This is a genomic window from Brenneria sp. hezel4-2-4 (genome assembly GCF_013155275.1).
Taxonomy (GTDB): Bacteria; Pseudomonadota; Gammaproteobacteria; order Enterobacterales; family Enterobacteriaceae; genus Brenneria.
The window spans coordinates 1-18,006 of the sequence record NZ_JABJXS010000020.1 but is presented as its reverse complement, the minus strand read 5'-3'; the positions used below and the strand labels follow the sequence as shown (position 1 = coordinate 18,006).

The 18,006-nt window shown below is 50.1% G+C and carries 18 protein-coding genes and 1 other annotated feature; of the genes, 11 read left to right on the top strand and 7 right to left on the bottom strand.

Going from position 1 to position 18,006, the window contains the following annotated elements; all coding sequences use genetic code 11:
* Positions 1–144 precede the first annotated feature (144 nt).
* Positions 145–660, top strand: a complete 516-nt coding sequence (luxS, locus tag HOY33_RS20005) for an S-ribosylhomocysteine lyase (protein WP_172291801.1) — start codon at positions 145–147, stop codon at positions 658–660.
* A 64-nt stretch (positions 661–724) separates the two neighbouring features.
* On the opposite strand, the gene HOY33_RS20000 is transcribed toward luxS, so the two are convergent.
* On the bottom strand, positions 725–1,519 hold the full coding sequence (locus HOY33_RS20000) for an inner membrane protein YpjD (RefSeq protein WP_172291800.1): 795 nt from the start codon (positions 1,517–1,519) through the stop codon (positions 725–727).
* A gap of 169 nt (positions 1,520–1,688) precedes the next feature.
* Between HOY33_RS20000 and ffh the strand changes: the two genes are divergently transcribed.
* The 5 genes from ffh to rplS all read left to right on the top strand — a co-directional run bounded on the left by ffh (position 1,689) and on the right by rplS (position 5,226).
* A complete protein-coding gene (gene ffh, locus HOY33_RS19995; protein WP_172291799.1) occupies positions 1,689–3,050 on the top strand; it encodes a signal recognition particle protein in 1,362 nt (453 codons plus the stop codon).
* A 155-nt stretch (positions 3,051–3,205) separates the two neighbouring features.
* On the top strand, positions 3,206–3,454 hold the full coding sequence (rpsP, locus tag HOY33_RS19990; protein ID WP_009111755.1) for a 30S ribosomal protein S16: 249 nt from the start codon (positions 3,206–3,208) through the stop codon (positions 3,452–3,454).
* A gap of 18 nt (positions 3,455–3,472) precedes the next feature.
* Positions 3,473–4,021, top strand: a complete 549-nt coding sequence (rimM, locus tag HOY33_RS19985) for a ribosome maturation factor RimM (RefSeq protein WP_172291798.1) — start codon at positions 3,473–3,475, stop codon at positions 4,019–4,021.
* Between the two features lie 38 nt (positions 4,022–4,059).
* On the top strand, positions 4,060–4,815 hold the full coding sequence (gene trmD / locus HOY33_RS19980; protein WP_172291797.1) for a tRNA (guanosine(37)-N1)-methyltransferase TrmD: 756 nt from the start codon (positions 4,060–4,062) through the stop codon (positions 4,813–4,815).
* A gap of 63 nt (positions 4,816–4,878) precedes the next feature.
* Positions 4,879–5,226 carry a 50S ribosomal protein L19 gene (rplS, locus tag HOY33_RS19975; RefSeq protein ID WP_009111758.1) on the top strand — a complete coding sequence of 116 codons (348 nt, stop codon included), beginning with the start codon at positions 4,879–4,881 and terminating at the stop codon, positions 5,224–5,226.
* A gap of 121 nt (positions 5,227–5,347) precedes the next feature.
* On the opposite strand, the gene HOY33_RS19970 is transcribed toward rplS, so the two are convergent.
* The 3 genes from HOY33_RS19970 to btsR form a co-directional block, all read right to left on the bottom strand.
* Complete coding sequence (locus HOY33_RS19970; RefSeq protein ID WP_172291796.1) at positions 5,348–6,286, bottom strand: cyclopropane-fatty-acyl-phospholipid synthase family protein; 939 nt, start codon at positions 6,284–6,286, stop codon at positions 5,348–5,350.
* Between the two features lie 153 nt (positions 6,287–6,439).
* Positions 6,440–6,787, bottom strand: a complete 348-nt coding sequence (locus HOY33_RS19965) for a DUF2799 domain-containing protein (protein WP_172291795.1) — start codon at positions 6,785–6,787, stop codon at positions 6,440–6,442.
* 46 nt (positions 6,788–6,833) lie between these two features.
* Positions 6,834–7,550 (bottom strand): two-component system response regulator BtsR, encoded by a 717-nt coding sequence (btsR, locus tag HOY33_RS19960; protein ID WP_172291794.1) that lies wholly within the window; start codon positions 7,548–7,550, stop codon positions 6,834–6,836.
* A gap of 229 nt (positions 7,551–7,779) precedes the next feature.
* Here btsR and HOY33_RS19955 point away from each other — a divergent pair, with 229 nt between their 5' ends.
* Together HOY33_RS19955 and tyrA are read left to right on the top strand one after the other, a co-directional pair.
* Complete coding sequence (locus HOY33_RS19955; protein WP_172291793.1) at positions 7,780–8,850, top strand: 3-deoxy-7-phosphoheptulonate synthase; 1,071 nt, start codon at positions 7,780–7,782, stop codon at positions 8,848–8,850.
* A gap of 6 nt (positions 8,851–8,856) precedes the next feature.
* Positions 8,857–9,978 (top strand): bifunctional chorismate mutase/prephenate dehydrogenase, encoded by a 1,122-nt coding sequence (gene tyrA, locus HOY33_RS19950; protein WP_172291792.1) that lies wholly within the window; start codon positions 8,857–8,859, stop codon positions 9,976–9,978.
* Between the two features lie 63 nt (positions 9,979–10,041).
* Here the strand turns inward: tyrA and pheA are convergent, their stop codons facing one another.
* The 3 genes from pheA to bamD all read right to left on the bottom strand — a co-directional run bounded on the left by pheA (position 10,042) and on the right by bamD (position 13,002).
* Entirely contained in the window at positions 10,042–11,202 is a 1,161-nt protein-coding gene (gene pheA, locus HOY33_RS19945) for a bifunctional chorismate mutase/prephenate dehydratase (protein WP_172291811.1), read from the bottom strand.
* A gap of 101 nt (positions 11,203–11,303) precedes the next feature.
* Positions 11,304–11,430: a sequence feature (Phe leader region), on the bottom strand.
* Positions 11,431–11,625: 195 nt separating this feature from the next.
* Complete coding sequence (gene raiA / locus HOY33_RS19940; protein WP_172291791.1) at positions 11,626–11,964, bottom strand: ribosome-associated translation inhibitor RaiA; 339 nt, start codon at positions 11,962–11,964, stop codon at positions 11,626–11,628.
* 303 nt (positions 11,965–12,267) lie between these two features.
* A complete protein-coding gene (gene bamD / locus HOY33_RS19935; protein ID WP_172291790.1) occupies positions 12,268–13,002 on the bottom strand; it encodes an outer membrane protein assembly factor BamD in 735 nt (244 codons plus the stop codon).
* 133 nt (positions 13,003–13,135) lie between these two features.
* Here bamD and rluD point away from each other — a divergent pair, with 133 nt between their 5' ends.
* The 3 genes from rluD (at position 13,136) to clpB (ending at position 17,571) form a co-directional block, all read left to right on the top strand.
* Positions 13,136–14,113: a 23S rRNA pseudouridine(1911/1915/1917) synthase RluD gene (gene rluD, locus HOY33_RS19930; protein WP_172291789.1), complete on the top strand. Its 978-nt coding sequence runs from the start codon at positions 13,136–13,138 to the stop codon at positions 14,111–14,113.
* A gap of 24 nt (positions 14,114–14,137) precedes the next feature.
* Positions 14,138–14,863: a purine nucleoside phosphorylase YfiH gene (gene yfiH / locus HOY33_RS19925; protein WP_172291788.1), complete on the top strand. Its 726-nt coding sequence runs from the start codon at positions 14,138–14,140 to the stop codon at positions 14,861–14,863.
* 134 nt (positions 14,864–14,997) lie between these two features.
* Positions 14,998–17,571 (top strand): ATP-dependent chaperone ClpB, encoded by a 2,574-nt coding sequence (clpB, locus tag HOY33_RS19920; protein WP_172291787.1) that lies wholly within the window; start codon positions 14,998–15,000, stop codon positions 17,569–17,571.
* Positions 17,572–18,006: the final 435 nt, after the last annotated feature.

The following is an 18,006-nucleotide window of genomic DNA, read 5'->3' as shown; positions in this document are numbered from 1 at the left end:
CCACAATTAATGTGGCCAAATAAACATCTTGAATAAGGGATGATGATAATAAATGCGCGTCTTTCAGTAATTCAGACTCGCATAAAAAGGAAAAGTTTCCCGGAAACGAGAAAAAATGAATTTTTTCTATGAGGAGGTGACGTTATGCCGTTACTAGATAGCTTTACTGTAGATCATACCCGCATGGCAGCGCCTGCCGTCAGGGTTGCAAAAACCATGAAAACCCCTCATGGCGATACCATCACCGTATTTGATCTGCGTTTTTGCCGGCCGAATATCGAAGTGATGCCGGAACGAGGGATTCATACGCTGGAACACTTGTTTGCCGGTTTCATGCGCGATCATCTGAATGGCGATGGCGTGGAGATTATTGATATTTCTCCTATGGGCTGCCGTACGGGCTTCTATATGAGTTTGATTGGCACGCCTGGCGAACAGCGTGTCGCCGACGCCTGGAAAGCCGCCATGGCCGATGTGCTGAAAGTGACCGATCAGCGTAAAATCCCTGAACTGAACGAATACCAGTGTGGGACGTATGAAATGCACTCGCTGACAGAAGCTCAGGAGATCGCCCGGCATATTCTGGAGCATGATATCGGCATCAACCAGAACGACGAACTGGCGTTGCCGAAAGACAAGCTGGCGGAGCTGCATATCTGATCGTCGCAGATATAAAAAGAGAGCCGTGGTTGGCTCTCTTTTTTACATCGGACTGTACGCCGAATCAGGCCGCGACGAAGTGTTGTATCACCCGGCTGCCAAAATAGGACAGCGTCAATAGCAGCGCGCCAACCAGGCTAAACCATACCACGCGCCGTCCGCGCCACCCCTCGTGGTAGTGTCCCCATAGCAGCAAGACATAGATAAACCAGGCAAACAAAGAGAACAGCGCCTTATGCAGATTCTCTTTATTATTGATGAGATCGTCCATATAGAACAGACCGGTACACAGCGTCAGCGTCAAAAGAATGACGCCAATCTGTGTAATGTGGAACATTTTGCGCTCGATGCTCATAAGCGGCGGCATATCGGCGGCAAAGCCCAGCTTTTTATTTTTTAGCAGATAATCAATCCACACCAACTGCAACGCATAAAGCGCGGCGATGATTAGCGTAGCGTACGCGAATAGCGCCAAACCGATATGGAACAGCAACCCCGGCGTCGTTTCCAGATGCGTAATGAACTCACCGGGCATGAAACTGGCGAAGGCCAGATTGATCAGGGCAAAGGTATATACGATCGGCAGCAGAAACCATCCGCGATTACGTGAGGCGACAATCGTCATCACCGTGCAGATAATCAGGCTGATGAGAGAACCGATATTCAGCAGACTCAGGTTTTGCCCCGTCTGTACATCAAAGATTCGTTGATACAGCGCCACCGCATGGCAGATAAGCGCAACGCTGGCCGAAAGTATCGCCAGCCGACGATATGCACTGTTCTTGCGCAGCAGACTGGGAATAATCAGTCCGAGGCTGAGTGTGTAGGCGACCAGGGCCACAATAGCGAAAACAGACATACAAGTAGGTTATTAAATATCAACTAAGTAAAATGAAGTGTCAGTATAACGTTAGTCGCCATAGGCACCAACTGTTCTCCATCTGAGGCGCAGAGATCGCTGCCGCTTTCGTGTTATAATCCTGCCATTCGCGTCGCGGTGGCGGCTTGTCTTACATTGAGCATGAGATATGTTTGAAAATTTAACCGATCGACTATCGCGCACATTGCGCAATATCAGCGGCCGCGGGCGGTTGACTGAAGACAATATAAAAGAAACGCTGCGTGAAGTTCGCATGGCGTTGCTTGAAGCTGACGTTGCCTTACCCGTGGTTCGGGACTTTATCAATCGCGTAAAAGAACGCGCCGTTGGCCACGAAGTAAACAAGAGTCTGACGCCGGGGCAAGAGTTCGTCAAGATCGTCAAGAATGAACTTGTCAGCTCAATGGGGGAGGTTAACGCCGAACTGAACCTTGCCGCGCAGCCGCCTGCCGTGGTGCTGATGGCCGGTTTGCAAGGGGCGGGTAAAACCACCAGCGTTGGTAAATTAGGTAAGTTCCTTAAAGAAAAACAGAAGAAAAAGGTGCTGGTGGTTTCCGCTGACGTTTATCGCCCGGCGGCGATAAAACAGCTGGAAACGCTGGCGCAAAGCGTCGGGGTCGATTTTTTCCCGTCAGACGCACAGGAAAAACCTATCGATATCGTTAACCGCGCATTACAGCACGCCAAGCTGAAGTTTTACGATGTGTTGTTAGTCGATACCGCCGGCCGTCTCCATGTCGATGACGCGATGATGGACGAAATTAAGCAGGTTCATGCGGCGATTCAGCCAATAGAAACCCTGTTTGTTGTCGATGCCATGACCGGCCAGGATGCGGCGAATACCGCAAAAGCCTTTAACGAAGCCCTGCCGCTGACCGGGGTGATTCTTACCAAGATCGATGGCGATGCCCGAGGCGGGGCGGCGCTGTCTATCCGTCATATTACCGGCAAGCCGATCAAGTTTCTGGGTGTCGGTGAAAAAACGGAAGCGCTGGAACCGTTCTATCCTGAACGTATTGCCTCGCGTATTCTTGGCATGGGCGATGTTCTCTCCCTTATCGAGGACATTGAGAGTAAGGTTGATCGCACCCAGGCAGAGAAACTTGCCAAAAAGCTTAAAAAGGGCGACGGCTTTGATTTGACCGATTTTCTGGATCAACTGAAGCAAATGCGCAATATGGGCGGTATGGCCAGCATGATGAGTAAAATGCCGGGTATGGGCCAACTGCCGGATAACGTTAAGTCGCAGATGGATGACAAAGTCCTGGTGCGCATGGAAGCGATTATTAATTCCATGACCCAGCAGGAACGAGCGAAGCCGGAAATTATCAAAGGATCGCGCAAGCGCCGTATCGCCACGGGATCGGGCATGCAGGTTCAGGACGTGAACCGTCTGCTTAAGCAGTTTGACGACATGCAACGGATGATGAAGAAAATGAAGAATGGCGGTTTAGCGAAGATGATGCGCGGCATGAAAGGTATGATGCCGCCAGGATTCCCGGGGCGCTAAGCGCGAAAAACCTTGTCGAACAGACAAAGTATCGCGGCCGATACGCTTTAGATTGCTTTTTGCGCCAAAATGAGTAAAATTTTGGGGCTTTTTATATGACACTGGGCCCCGTTCCTCGATGGGGCCCGGTTGTTTTATTAACTAAAGAGGATGTTATGGTAACAATTCGTTTGGCACGTGGCGGCGCGAAAAAACGCCCGTTTTATCAAGTTGTCGTGACCGATAGCCGCAATGCGCGCGATGGTCGCTTCATTGAGCGCGTAGGCTTCTTCAACCCGATCGCAACCGGTCAGGCAGAAGCGCTGCGTTTAGATCTGGATCGTATCGAACATTGGGTCGGTCTGGGTGCAACGGTTTCTGATCGCGTATCTTCGCTGATCAAAGACGCTAAAAAAGCAGCATAATCTGTTGCGGTGGTGACAATGAGCAATCAACTTAGCCTGCAAGCTCCTGTTAGCCCGATTGTATTGGGGAAAATGGGATCGACTTACGGCATCCGAGGTTGGCTCAGAGTGTTTTCATCCACCGAAGATGCCGAGAGCATTTTTGATTATCAACCTTGGTTTATCCAGACAAAAAGTGGTTGGCGGCTTGTCGAGATCGAAAGCTGGAAACACCACAATCAGGATCTGATCATCAAGATTAAAGATGTTGACGATCGTGATGCGGCAAATTTACTGACCAATTGCGAGATTATCGTGGATTCGGCGCAGTTGCCTGAACTGGATGAAGGTGATTATTACTGGAAGGATCTTATTGACTGTCAGGTCGTAACCGTAAAAGGTTATCAACTGGGTAAAGTCATCGATATGATGGAAACCGGTTCAAACGATGTGATGGTAATAAGGGCTAACCTGAAAGATGCCTTCGGGGTCAAGGAGCGGCTGGTTCCGTTCCTCTCTGGACAGGTTGTCAAGCATGTTGACCTTTCTGCTCAAACTATTGAAGTAGATTGGGATCCTGGTTTTTGAACTCTGAATTGACCAGTAGTACCAAGTGGAACGAGACTATGTGGATTGGGGTTATTAGCCTGTTTCCAGAGATGTTCCGCGCAATTACTGATTACGGAGTCACTGGCCGGGCAGTTAAAAATGGCCTGCTGAGCGTACAGTATTGGAGTCCGCGAGATTTCGCTTACGATCGGCATCGCACCGTGGACGATCGCCCTTATGGCGGCGGCCCCGGAATGCTGATGATGGTGCAACCCTTGAGGGATGCGATCCACGCAGCAAAAGCAGCGGCAGGCGAAGGTGCCAGAGTGATTTATTTATCACCTCAGGGCCGTAAATTAGATCAGCAAGGCGTGCGCCAACTCGCCGCTAACCGGAAAATGATTCTGGTTTGCGGGCGGTACGAGGGAATTGATGAGCGCGTAATTAAAACCGAAATTGATGAAGAATGGTCAATCGGGGATTACGTACTCAGCGGTGGGGAACTGCCGGCAATGGCGCTGATTGATTCCGTATCCCGTTTTATACCGGGAGTGTTGGGTCATCAGTCGTCAGCGGAAGAGGATTCTTTTGCTGACGGATTGTTGGATTGTCCGCATTTTACTCGTCCTGAAGTGTTGGCCGGTATGGATGTTCCGCCAGTTTTACTGTCAGGCAACCATGCTGAAATACGTCGCTGGCGTTTGAAGCAGTCGCTGGGCCGAACCTGGCTTAGAAGACCTGAACTTCTGAAAAGCCTAGCTCTGACTGACGAGCAAGCAACGTTGCTGGCTGAATTCCAACGGGAATATCAGTCCGGGCAACAAGAGTATTAGGTGGTCGTCACGGTTTGACCTGACGAACCCAAATATCAGTTTACCTAGGGTAAGAGACATATTATGAGCAACATCATTAAGCAAATTGAACAAGAGCAGATGAAGCAGGACGTACCTGCATTTCGTCCGGGTGATACCGTAGAAGTGAAGGTATGGGTTGTTGAAGGTAGCAAAAAACGTCTGCAGGCATTCGAGGGCGTGGTTATCGCTATTCGTAACCGCGGTCTGCATTCTGCATTCACTGTTCGTAAGATTTCCAACGGCGAAGGTGTAGAACGTGTTTTCCAAACGCATTCTCCGGTAGTGGACAGCATTGCTGTTAAACGTCGTGGCGCCGTACGTAAAGCCAAATTGTACTATCTGCGTGAACGCACTGGTAAGTCTGCTCGTATTAAAGAGCGTCTTAACTAAGATTGCGCTTGCGCAACATCCAAAAGTAATTAGTTATCAAGGGTTTAGCCAATGGCTAAACCCTTTTTTTGCGTAAGTGGCGGCAAAATGGCATATTCCACCGCCTGTTTTCGGCCGCTGTTTAATCGGGTTTGCGTGCAATGACGGTCGGGAACATATGCATCCGATCGTTAATGAATTGGATGTCGCTGAATCCAGCTGTTTCCAATTGGGACTGTGTTTGTGCGTGGGTGCGAAAAGACGTCCACTTGGCGCTGAAAATGCGTGAGAAGAGCAGATGCTGTAAAGCCAGTAATGCCGGATCGGCTTCTCTCCATGGGGAGTCCGCCGACAATGCCGGCGGCGGCGTGAGGAAACTGGTTACCAGCGTACCCCCGGGTATCAATCCATCAAAGAATGCACGGTATAATGCCGTAACGCGATCGTCATTCGGTTCATAAATGTTAAGGCCGTTGCTGGTTAACACATCAACCTGGGGTCCCAGATCGAGCGACCAGGCATCATGGCAATAAAGCGATAGCCGTTTTTCCAGCCCTTGCTGTTCCGCCAGGCTACGCGCGCCCGCCAGTGCCTGATTATCCAGATCGACGCCAATTAAGCTTATGTCATGATGGTGGGTGTAGTCGATCAACAGCAGATCGCCCATAAATCCGCATGGAACCGACGCCATCGTTATGCCGGGACGCAACAAGGTTTGTAACTGCTGCTGGAAAATGGCGAACCGTTCACGGGTAGCCAGCACGCTTGGCAATTTTTCGTAAATCAGCTCCTCGAGCTGGTTGGCGAAGCGGACCTCGCCACTGCGGTAGGTTACCAGGCGGTGCGTCCAGTGGGCATTTAAGCCGTGGTGTTCCAGCAAGAAACGGCCCAGTTCAAAACTGGCAAGCTCATCCAGCATGGCAAGCTGCTGATCAACCGTTGCGCCAGGAAGATCGCCTGACTGACGGATTCGGTTTTTTGCCGACGCTATCCGGCCGTTATGGTCGTCAGAAGAGGTATTGCGGTGGGACAACAGACTGGAACGAGGATCGGTATCGATGGGCTGATCGGGTTTTGACATGCTACTACTCCATTAGTTATTTACAATTCCGCCGACTACTTTAACGCCGGCACTATTACATGTCGAAACCTTAATATCATTCAGTTGTTTCTGAAACTTTACGATCAATTTTCACTCTGCGGATAACGGCTTACGTTCAATCAACTGAACAAGTTACTCTATATGCTGTTGCCATTCGGTTCGCAGCTGTTCGGCGTTGGCTGTGCCGTCGCAACTAGCGGGGAAACTCTTGCCGGATTTTCCCCATTCACGCATGTTGGCGGCATGGCAAAAATCGGCCTGTCCTGCGTTGTAACCACGCAAATAGGCATCACGGTCTACCTGGGGATTGCCAAACCACTCCTCCAGCGCACTGTTGTCTTTGACCACCATGCCCGATGCGGCGTCTTGGTAGCCTGTATCGTACCAGAAAGTTTTTTCGCCGCCTGACGATGGGGCGGAGACATCGGTCTGGCAGCCTGCGGTGAAAAGAATTACAGCCAGAAAGTAACTGTATTTCATAATGAAACCTTTTATCAGTCGGTTATCGCTATAAAACATACGACGTTTAAGCGATACCCAATTTTTCTTTTAACAGTTTCAGATAACGGCGACTTACCGGGATATTTTTTCCTGTGTTGGTGAGCACTTCCGCCGCGCCGTTTTCCATCAATTGAATTTCTTTCAGTAGATCGGTATTGACCATATATTTTCTATGGCAACGTACGAAAGGCGTTTTTTCTTCCAGTGTTTTTAGCGACAGTTGCGTATAACCAGACTGGCTTACGCCAACAACATGTACGCCGCTGAGTTCAGAGCTGAGATATTCGACTTCATCGACTTTGAGTAAAAAAATGCGGTTATGCCCGTGACAGGGAATGTGCCTAAGATGGGGTTCTGTAATTAATTGTACATTTTTATTTACACTCGCGCCGCGGCGCAAACGGTTTAAGGTTTTATTGAGCCGCTGTGAGTCCAGGGGTTTGAGCAGATAGTCAAATGCGTGTTCTTCAAAGGCGCGCACCGCATATTCATCATAGGCAGTGACGAACACGACATAAGGCATGTTTTCAGGATCCAGCATGGCGGCTAATTCCAGACCGTTGACTTTCGGCATTTGTATGTCGAGAAAAATCACGTCAGGCTGTAGGCGGTGAATCGCGGGTATCGCCTCAAGAGCGTTGCCGCACTGGTCGACGATCGTTATGTCCGGTTCATTTTCCAGCAGTAGAGCCAGTTCTTCACGCGCAGGCAGTTCGTCGTCAATTATGATAGCTTTCAGCATCGTTCTCCCCTTTGTCCCGATGATTCTACCATCATTCACTTCGGGGATTGGAATGTTGACGAACAGAATTGAGCGTCAGACAGCTTTGTTCTGAGCGGTTTTCGATGATAGTAATTTTTAGTTTACATATATGGATTGAAATCTTTACGGTTCGTGATATGGTGTAAACATATGCGTAAACAGCATTAACCGATTACGCCCATAAAAGGACTCGTCAGGAAATATGAACATGCAAAAAGATTCACTCAATAACATTAATATCAGCGCGGAACAGATACTTATTACTCCGGATGAATTGAAAACCAAATTCCCTCTCAGCGACAACGAACAACAGGCTATCGCCGATGCCCGTCAAACTATCGCCAATATTATTCACGGACGCGATCCTCGGCTGCTGATCGTATGCGGCCCTTGTTCTATTCACGATACCGATGCGGCTCTGGAGTACGGGCGCCGTTTGCAATCGCTTTCTGCTGAACTGGGCGACCGGCTGTATATCGTCATGCGGGTGTATTTTGAAAAGCCGCGCACGACTGTCGGCTGGAAAGGGCTGATTAACGATCCTCATATGGATGGTTCTTGTGATGTGGAAGCCGGGCTGCATATTGCCCGCGAGTTATTGCTCAAGCTGGTAAACATGGGATTGCCGCTGGCAACCGAGGCGCTGGATCCCAATAATCCGCAGTATCTGGGCGATCTGTTCAGTTGGTCGGCGATCGGCGCCCGTACCACGGAATCACAAACGCACCGCGAAATGGCGTCTGGCCTGTCAATGCCCGTTGGTTTTAAAAACGGAACCGACGGCAGTCTTGGAACGGCAATCAATGCGATGAGAGCGGCGGCCATGCCGCACCGGTTTATGGGTATCAATCAATCCGGACAGGTTTGCCTGTTGCATACTCAGGGCAATGCTGATGGTCATGTGATTTTGCGCGGCGGCAAAAAGCCAAACTACAGTGCGCAGGACGTGGCGGAATGTGAAAAACAAATGCAGGATGCAGGACTGAAACCGTCCCTGATGATAGATTGTAGCCACGGTAATTCCAATAAAGATTATCGTCGGCAGCCCCTGGTGGTCGAATCTGCCATTGAGCAGATTAAAGCAGGCAATCGTTCAATTATTGGCCTAATGCTGGAGAGCCACCTTAATGAAGGTAGTCAGTCTTCAGAGCAGCCTCGTTCCGCCATGCGCTATGGCGTGTCCGTAACGGACGCCTGCATCAGTTGGGAAAGCACAGAAGCATTGTTGCGTTCGGTACATCAGGAACTTGACGCGCGAGTAAAACATTCAGGAGAGTAATAAGTTATGGTGGCTGAACTGACCGCATTGCGTGATCGGATTGATGAGGTAGATAAAGAGTTATTAGCCCTGTTATCACGTCGATTGCGTTTAGTGGCGGAGGTCGGTGAGGTGAAAAGTCGGTATGGTTTGCCGATCTATGCTCCCGATCGTGAAGCGGCGATGTTCAGCTCGCGTCGTAAAGAGGCTGAGTTGCTGGGAGTGCCGCCTGACCTGATTGAGGATATCTTGCGTCGGGTCATGCGTGAATCCTATTCCAGTGAAAATGATAAGGGATTTAAAACGCTCTGCCCATCGCTTCGCCCAGTGGTCATCATCGGCGGTCGCGGTCAGATGGGTAAGCTGTTTGAGAAAATGCTGACCTTGTCCGGCTATCAGGTCAGAATTCTGGAGCAGGATGACTGGCCCCAGGCGGAAAGTTTGTTATCTGATGCTGGGATGGTCATTGTCAGCGTTCCGATTCATGTCACCGAGCAGGTGATAGCCCGTCTGCCCACGTTGCCGGATGACTGTATTCTCGTTGATTTGGCTTCGGTGAAAAATGGGCCGCTGCAAGCGATGCTGGCGGCACATCGCGGCCCTGTGCTTGGGCTACATCCGATGTTCGGCCCTGATAGCGGCAGTCTGGCTAAACAGGTGGTGGTCTATTGCGATGGTCGCCAACCTGAAGCCTATCAGTGGCTGCTGGAACAGATTCAGGTGTGGGGCGCGCGTTTACATCGCATCAGCGCAGTAGAGCACGATCAGAATATGATGTTCATTCAGGCGCTGCGCCACTTTGCCACATTTGCGTATGGCCTGCATCTGGCGGAAGAGAATGTGCAGTTGGAACAGTTGTTGGCGTTGTCATCACCGATCTATCGTCTGGAATTGATTATGGTCGGGCGGCTGTTCGCTCAGGATCCACAGCTGTACGCTGATATTATTATGTCTTCCGAGAATAATCTGGCGCTGATTAAACGCTATTACCAACGTTTCGGCGAAGCGATAGAACTGCTGGAGCGCGCGGATAAAGCGGCTTTCATCAACAGCTTCAAGAAAGTCGAGCATTGGTTCGGCGACTACGCCGATCGATTCCAGTCTGAAAGCCGAACGTTGTTGCGTCAGGCTAACGATATTCGTCAGTAGTCGTCCTAAGTAGGTTTATGTTCTTAGCATGCCATCCCGCGGTTTACCGGGATGGCAATTTTTTTACTCGCCCGAATCTACAGGAACTACATTCTCGCTTGGGTAGCAGCCCAGGACTTTCAGCGAACGAGTGATAGCGGTTAATTCCTTCAGGGCTTTTTGCATGGCCTCGCCGCGCAGGTTGGCCTGCACATCAATATAAAACATCTCTTCCCATGGATTGCCGTTAATCGGGCGTGACTCCAGTTTGGTCATCACAATACCGTGGTCGCGCAGTACCAGCAGGGCTTCAACCAATGCCCCGGATTGCTGACCCGTCGCCATAATCAGCGTGGTTTTAGCCGGAACCTGCTCTGATACCTCAATCGGTTTACGGGCAAGAACGATAAAGCGAGTGATGTTTTGCGACTGATTGGCCAGATTATGTTCAAGAACCTGCAACTGGTAGAGCATTCCGCCGGCTTCGCTACCGAGGGCCGCGGCCTTCGGTGATTTGAGGGCCGCCACTTTTTCCATCGCGGCGGCGGTGCTTTCGCAGTACACGATTTTCCAGTGTGGAAAGCGATTGATAAAGTGACTGCACTGCTGAAAAGGTTGCGGGTGGCTATAAACGGTCTCAATATGATCGAGGTCGGTTTCGGTCGCCACTAAAACACAGTGATTAATCGGATTGCTCAACTCGCCGACAATAGCTAGCCCGGTATGCTGTAACAGGTCGTAGACATCGTTAATGGAGCCGGAACTGGTGTTTTCAATCGGCAACACGGCATAGTCAGCCTGGCCCGTTTCCACCATATTGAAAATATCCTGGAATTTCTGGCAGCCGCATTCGATGAGTTGTTCAAAATGCCGCGCCGCGTACTGGCGGGCCGCCAGGTGTGAATAAGACCCCTTAGGCCCCAGAAAAGCAATCCGAGCTGAATGGGATGTCATCTGGTTAAGGTGATGCTGCAAAAGCGCCTGCTGCGTCAGCACCGAATCTTCAATAATCAACTGGAACAAACGGGTGATATAGTGACCGTCAAGATGATATTTTTTCCCCACCGCGGTCAGGTTGTCGAGTAAATCACGTTCGCGTTCTTTATCGCGAATAGGGCGATGAGAGTGTAATTTACTGCGTGCGACGTCGAGAGCCAGTTCCCGCCTTTCTGCTAATAACTCCAGTAATTTTAAATCCAGTTCGCTGATGCGCTCGCGTAGTACCAGTAGTGGGTTGTCCATTATGTTGTTACCTGTTTTCTGTTCTTATAAAAAATTTCCGCGAGAAAAAACGTCGGCGGCGTTTTTCAACGGCGTTTGCGATAGCTTATCGACATAGCCCGCCACAAAAAAAAGCCTCCTGTTCCAGGAGGCTTTTTTATTCGTCTTCGTATTCTTGCTCTTGTGACGAATCGCCTCCCAAATCAGTGGAAGGTAAAAAAGAATACGAAGAAGAACGGCGTGTTAGTCATGGCGACCCTGTGTGTAAGCTGCATGAGTATAAAATAATAACATGTAAAGTAACGGTTGGCTTTTCATCCTGTCAATACAAAATCGCCGGGAGCGATTTTGAACAACGGGCAGCGTGGCGTTTTAGAGGGACGAACAAGGATGTTCGCCATACAAAAACGCGCCGTCAGGCGCGTTGGATAACAAGAACAAAGCGTATTATTCTTCTTGCGGAATTTGCAGGTTGGCCTCTTTGACGCCTGCCGCAGCGCGGCGCGCTTCACCTTTATGCTGCACTTTGTTTAATTGGCGCTCAAGTTTGGCGATAAGTTCATTGATAGCAGCGTACATATCGTCATGTTTAGCACTGGCGACCAGCGGCCCGTTCGGCGTACTGATTGTTGCATCGACAACGAAACCCTGAGGTTCTTTTGACAGAATGATATGTGGGTTAATCAGGTGAGCTTGCCACTTATCCAGTTTCGAGAGACGGTCTTCGACATGCTGACGTATTGCGGGCGTAATATCCATTTGCTTACTGGTAATATTGATACTCATATAACTTACCTCTCTGCCTATGTCCGTCTTGGATAATTTCAGCATAACGCGAGTTGCGACAAAAAGCGTGATTTCGATCGCTTTTTTTTGTCACTTTCTGTCAATAAACCATGATTTGTGAACCGGACTTGGGAATAGGCGGGAAGTGCTTGAGAGAGGGGGAAGGCTATGCCATTATCATAAGGATATATTGAGACCATTCGCGGATTTTCCGCCTTTTCCCCTCCTTTCCGAGAACAGATTCCGGCTATAAGAAAGACGGCAACCGAAGCTGCCGTCTTATGGTTTCGTCGCTTAATTTTCTTATGCCGGATTTGCAGCAATAATTTTAGCGACTTTGTCAGCCTGCGCAGCTAACTGAAGCTCGCGATACGCATTTTCCATCAATGGCAATGCATCTTTCGTGGCCTTGGTATCGGGATAGTCACGCAGCATTTGCTCGACACGGTTAACTACTGCCACATATGCGCCACGTTTCGTGTAGTATTGCGCCACGGAAAGTTCATATTTAGCCAGACGTTCTTTTAGGTAAACCAGCCGTTTATTGGCATCGGTTGCATATTGGCTGTTTGGGTAGCTCTGAATCAGCCGGCTAAAGTCACGGAAAGCCATACGGGCATACTGGGGATCGCGGTCGGAGCGATCGACGCCAAAGAACCCCTGTAAGGCGCTGTCGTCGAGCGCCATATCGGTCAGACCACGCATGTACAAGACATAATCAACGCTTGGATGCGTAGGGTTTAACCGCAGGAAACGATCGATAGAAGCCTGAGCCAACGGCAGTTCAGCAGATTTATAGTAGGCGTAAATCAAATCCAACTGCACCTGCTGCGAATAAGGACCAAATGGATATCGGTTATCCAGCGCTTCCAACTGCGTGATGGCTGCTCTAAAGTTGCCGTCCTGCAATTTTTGTTGGGCGGTGGCATACAGTTCAGATGGCGGACTGTCGGGAACCGCATCCTTGGAATTGCTGGAGCAACCAGCCAGCGCCAGGCTCAACGTGGCGGCGGCCACCAGATATTTCATACGCGTCATGACGTTTTGATTATCCTCAGAGTGTTATTCCGGGAGACTGTCCGTTAAGCTCCCGATTTAGACCAGCTACAATAGTACATTATTTTAAACGGCGTCGCCGTGAAAACCCAACGTTAACGAAGAAGCTGCATATATGGCACAACAAGTACAACTCACCGCAACGGTGGCCGAATCTCAACTCGGACAACGTTTAGATCAGGCTTTGGCCGAATTGTTCCCTGATTATTCACGATCTCGCATAAAAGAGTGGATTCTTGAGAACCGGGTTCAGATTAACGGCAATGTAATCAACAAGCCAAAAGAGAAAGTGCTAGGGGGCGAATGGGTTGCGATTGATGCGCTTATCGAAGAAGAAGCCCGCTGGGAAGCGCAGAATATCGCGCTGGATATCGTCTATGAAGATCAGGATATTCTGGTCATCAATAAACCGCGGGATTTTGTGGTGCATCCCGGCGCCGGTAACCCGGATGGCACCGTTTTAAATGCGTTGCTACATTATTATCCTGAAATTGCGGATGTTCCCCGTGCCGGCATCGTCCATCGTTTGGATAAAGACACCACGGGATTAATGGTTGTCGCCAAGACCGTACCGGCACAGACCCGTCTGGTTGAGTCATTGCAAGCCCGGGAAATCACCCGTGAGTATGAGGCGGTCGCGATTGGCAATATGACCGCCGGCGGCACAGTGGATGAACCCATCGCCCGGCATTCGACCAAACGGACGCATATGGCGGTGCACCCTATGGGTAAAGCGGCGGTGACCCATTATCGGATTATGGCGCATTTCCGTGCTCATACGCGGCTACGCTTGCGGTTGGAAACGGGACGTACTCACCAAATTCGCGTGCATATGTCGCACATTAACCATCCGCTGGTGGGCGATCCTTTATATGGCGGTCGTCCTCGTCCGCCCAAAGGCGCATCAGACGAATTCATTACGGTTCTACGTGGTTTTGACCGACAGGCTTTACATGCAACGATGCTGCGGTTATATCACCCGATTAGCGGGATACAAATGGAGTGGCATGCGCCTCTGCCGCAGGATATGGTCGATCTTATCAATGCGCTGAAAGCCGATACGGAAGCGTTCCAGGATCAACTCAACTGGTGATTGAACAAGAGCGGTGATGAAACAATGCTAATACATCCTGACTGGCCTTTACCGGATAGCGTCCGGGCATGCAGCACCACTCGTTACGGCGGCGGCAGTTTGCCGCCGTATGATGCGCTCAATTTGGGAGGTCATGTCGGTGATGATGCCGACACGGTGATGGCAAACCGTCAAAAGCTCGTTGATAAGGCGAATTTACCTGCGATGCCGCACTGGCTGGAGCAGGTGCATGGTACGCGTGTGATTCGTATTGACGGCACGCCGCCGTCTTCAGTTGTTGGCGATGCGGCTTATACGGATCGAAAAGGTCAGGTTTGTGCGGTAATGACCGCCGACTGTTTGCCGGTATTGTTTTGCGCGGCCGACGGCGGCGAAGTTGCTGCGGCTCATGCCGGCTGGCGTGGGTTGAGCGCGGGCGTACTGGAAGAAACGCTTGCCTGCTTCCGGGCAAAACCGTCGCAAATCATGGCATGGTTGGGGCCAGCCATAGGCCCCGATGCTTTTGAAGTCGGGGCGGAAGTGCGTGAGGAATTTATTCAGCATGACGCTATGGCGATATCGGCCTTCAGACCTCATGGAGATAAGTTTCTTGCCGATATATACCAGTTGGCGCGTTTGCGTTTACATGGCGTTGGCGTGACGCAAATTTTTGGTGGAGACTTCTGTACCGTCGGCGATCCGCAAAAATTTTTCTCTTATCGGCGCGATGGTGTGACGGGCCGTATGGCAAGTTTAATCTGGCTGATATAACCTATTGAATTAAGACGATCCACGGCAAGTAACATTTTAATCCCATTACTACTGGCAAAATAACCTTGAAATTTTGAGGGATGACCTCATCTGATCTCCAGTAGCAGTTTTGACCAGTATGTATGGGAGGTGTTATGCGTCTGGATCGTCTTACCAACAAATTTCAACTTGCTCTCGCCGATGCACAATCTCTTGCTCTTGGGCGCGATCATCAATTTATCGAACCCCTTCATCTGATGAGTGCTTTACTTAATCAGGAAGGCGGTACTGTCAGCCCGCTTCTGACTGCGGCTGGCGCCAATGTTGCCCGTCTGAAAACTGAAATCGAACAGGCTATCGCACGTTTGCCTCAGGTGGAAGGTACGGGCGGCGATGTTCAGCCATCCAGTGAGTTAGTTCGTACCCTAAATATTTGCGACAAACTGGCGCAGAAACGTGGCGACACCTTTATTTCTTCGGAGCTTTTTATTCTGGCGGTACTGGAGTCACACAGTACGCTCAGCGACATGATTAAAAATACGGGGGCAACACAAGAAAGCGTTACCAAAGCGATTGATCAAATAAGGGGAGGCGAACAAGTGAATGATCAAGGGGCTGAGGACCAGCGGCAGGCATTAAAAAAATATACTATCGACCTGACCGAGCGTGCGGAACAAGGCAAGCTTGACCCGGTTATCGGCCGCGACGAAGAAATTCGCCGTACTATTCAAGTATTACAGCGCCGAACGAAAAACAATCCGGTATTAATCGGTGAGCCTGGGGTGGGTAAAACCGCGATTGTCGAAGGGTTGGCTTTACGTATCGTTAATGGCGAAGTGCCGGAAGGCCTAAAGAACAAACGTGTCCTATCTCTGGATATGGGCTCGCTTGTTGCCGGCGCCAAATATCGCGGGGAATTTGAAGAACGGTTGAAAGGTGTCCTTACCGATTTATCCAAACAGGAGGGAAACGTCATCCTGTTTATTGATGAACTCCACACCATGGTTGGGGCGGGTAAAGCGGACGGCGCCATGGATGCCGGGAATATGCTGAAACCGGCTTTGGCGCGCGGTGAGTTGCACTGTGTTGGCGCTACCACGTTGGATGAATATCGGCAATATATTGAAAAAGACGCGGCTTTAGAGCGCCGTTTCCAGAAAGTTTTCGTGGCCGAACCGACAGTAGAAGACACCATCGCCATTTTGCGTGGTCTTAAAGAGCGCTATGAGTTGCATCACCATGTGCAGATCACCGACCCGGCAATCGTTGCGGCGGCTACGCTGTCCCATCGTTATATTGCAGACCGTAAGCTGCCGGATAAGGCGATCGACCTGATTGATGAAGCGGCTTCCAGTATCCGTATCCAGATTGACTCAAAGCCTGAGCCGTTGGATCGTCTGGAACGCCGGATCATTCAGTTAAAACTGGAACAGCAGGCGCTGAAAAAAGAGTCCGATGAAGCCAGTCAAAAACGTCTGGAGCTGTTAAATACCGAGCTTGAACAAAAGGAACGTGAGTACTCCAAGCTAGAGGAGGAATGGAAAGCGGAGAAAGCGTCGCTTACCGGTACTCAGAACATTAAGGCCTCTCTGGAACAGGCAAAAATTTCGCTAGAGCAGGCTCGTCGGCAAGGCGATTTGGGCCAGATGTCGGAGTTGCAATACGGTAAAATTCCTGAGCTGGAGAAACAGTTAGCGGCGGCGACGCAGCTTGAAGGCAAAACCATGCATTTGTTGCGTAACCGCGTGACGGATGCTGAAATTGCTGAAGTGCTTGCTCGTTGGACGGGGATCCCCGTATCCAGGATGTTGGAAGGCGAGCGTGAAAAACTGCTGCGCATGGAGCAGGAGTTGCACCGGCGCGTCATTGGGCAGAATGAAGCCGTTGAGGCGGTGGCGAATTCAATCCGACGCAGCCGCGCAGGTTTATCCGATCCCAATCGCCCAATCGGTTCTTTCCTGTTTCTTGGGCCAACAGGGGTGGGTAAAACCGAACTGTGTAAAACGCTGGCCTCTTTCCTGTTCGACAGTGATGATGCGATGGTCCGTATCGACATGTCCGAGTTTATGGAAAAGCATTCGGTGTCACGATTAGTGGGGGCGCCTCCGGGGTATGTCGGCTATGAAGAAGGGGGCTATCTGACGGAGGCTGTCCGTCGTCGTCCTTACTCGGTGATCCTGTTGGATGAAATCGAAAAGGCGCATCCCGATGTGTTCAACATTCTATTGCAGGTATTGGATGATGGGCGTTTAACGGATGGGCAGGGGCGTACGGTCGATTTCCGCAACACGGTTGTTATTATGACGTCGAACCTGGGTTCCGATCTTATTCAGGAGCGCTTTGGCGAACGGAGTTATACAGAGATGAGAGATATGGTACTGGAAGTCGTTAGCCATAGCTTCCGTCCTGAGTTTATCAACCGTATCGATGAGGTTGTCGTATTCCATCCTCTGGGAAGGAAGCATATCGCATCAATCGCCAAGATCCAGCTACAGCGTCTGTATAAGCGTCTTGAAGAACGGGGTTATCATGTGACAATAACGGATGCTGCACTGGAACGGTTGGGCGAAATCGGGTTCGATCCGGTTTATGGCGCTCGTCCGCTTAAAAGGGCAATTCAGCAACTGATTGAAAATCCGTTAGCTCAGCAGATTCTATCCGGCAAGTTAATTCCCGGCAAACCGGTCACGCTGGATGTTGATGGTGAGAACATCGTGGCCCGTCAATAACCTCTCTTTTTAACGAGAACAAAAACGGGGGAATAGTTTATTTCTCCCGTTTTCTCTTTCTTTGTGTAGATAATCCCCACTTTTAGTGCAAAACCCAGTCTGGAAACGGCTTTTTGATTCCTTTTTGAGCGCTTGATAATTTTTTTGCATTTAGCGCTTGTAAGCCGCGGGGAAGTCCCTATAATGCGCCTCCACTGACACGGCAACGGCGATTACGCGGTTGGGGTGACGGTAAGGAGTCAGGCAATAATCACTTGACTTCACAGCGGAATTGCATAACATATGCGGCCCGCGCCACAGCTTGCTGCGGCACTGCTCTTTAACAATTTAATCAGACAATCTGTGTGGGCACTCACAAGACAATATCGGCAAACGATATAAAAAAGTCTTGAAGAGTGACTGACAGTAAATTCATTACGAATAAACAGTTATTAA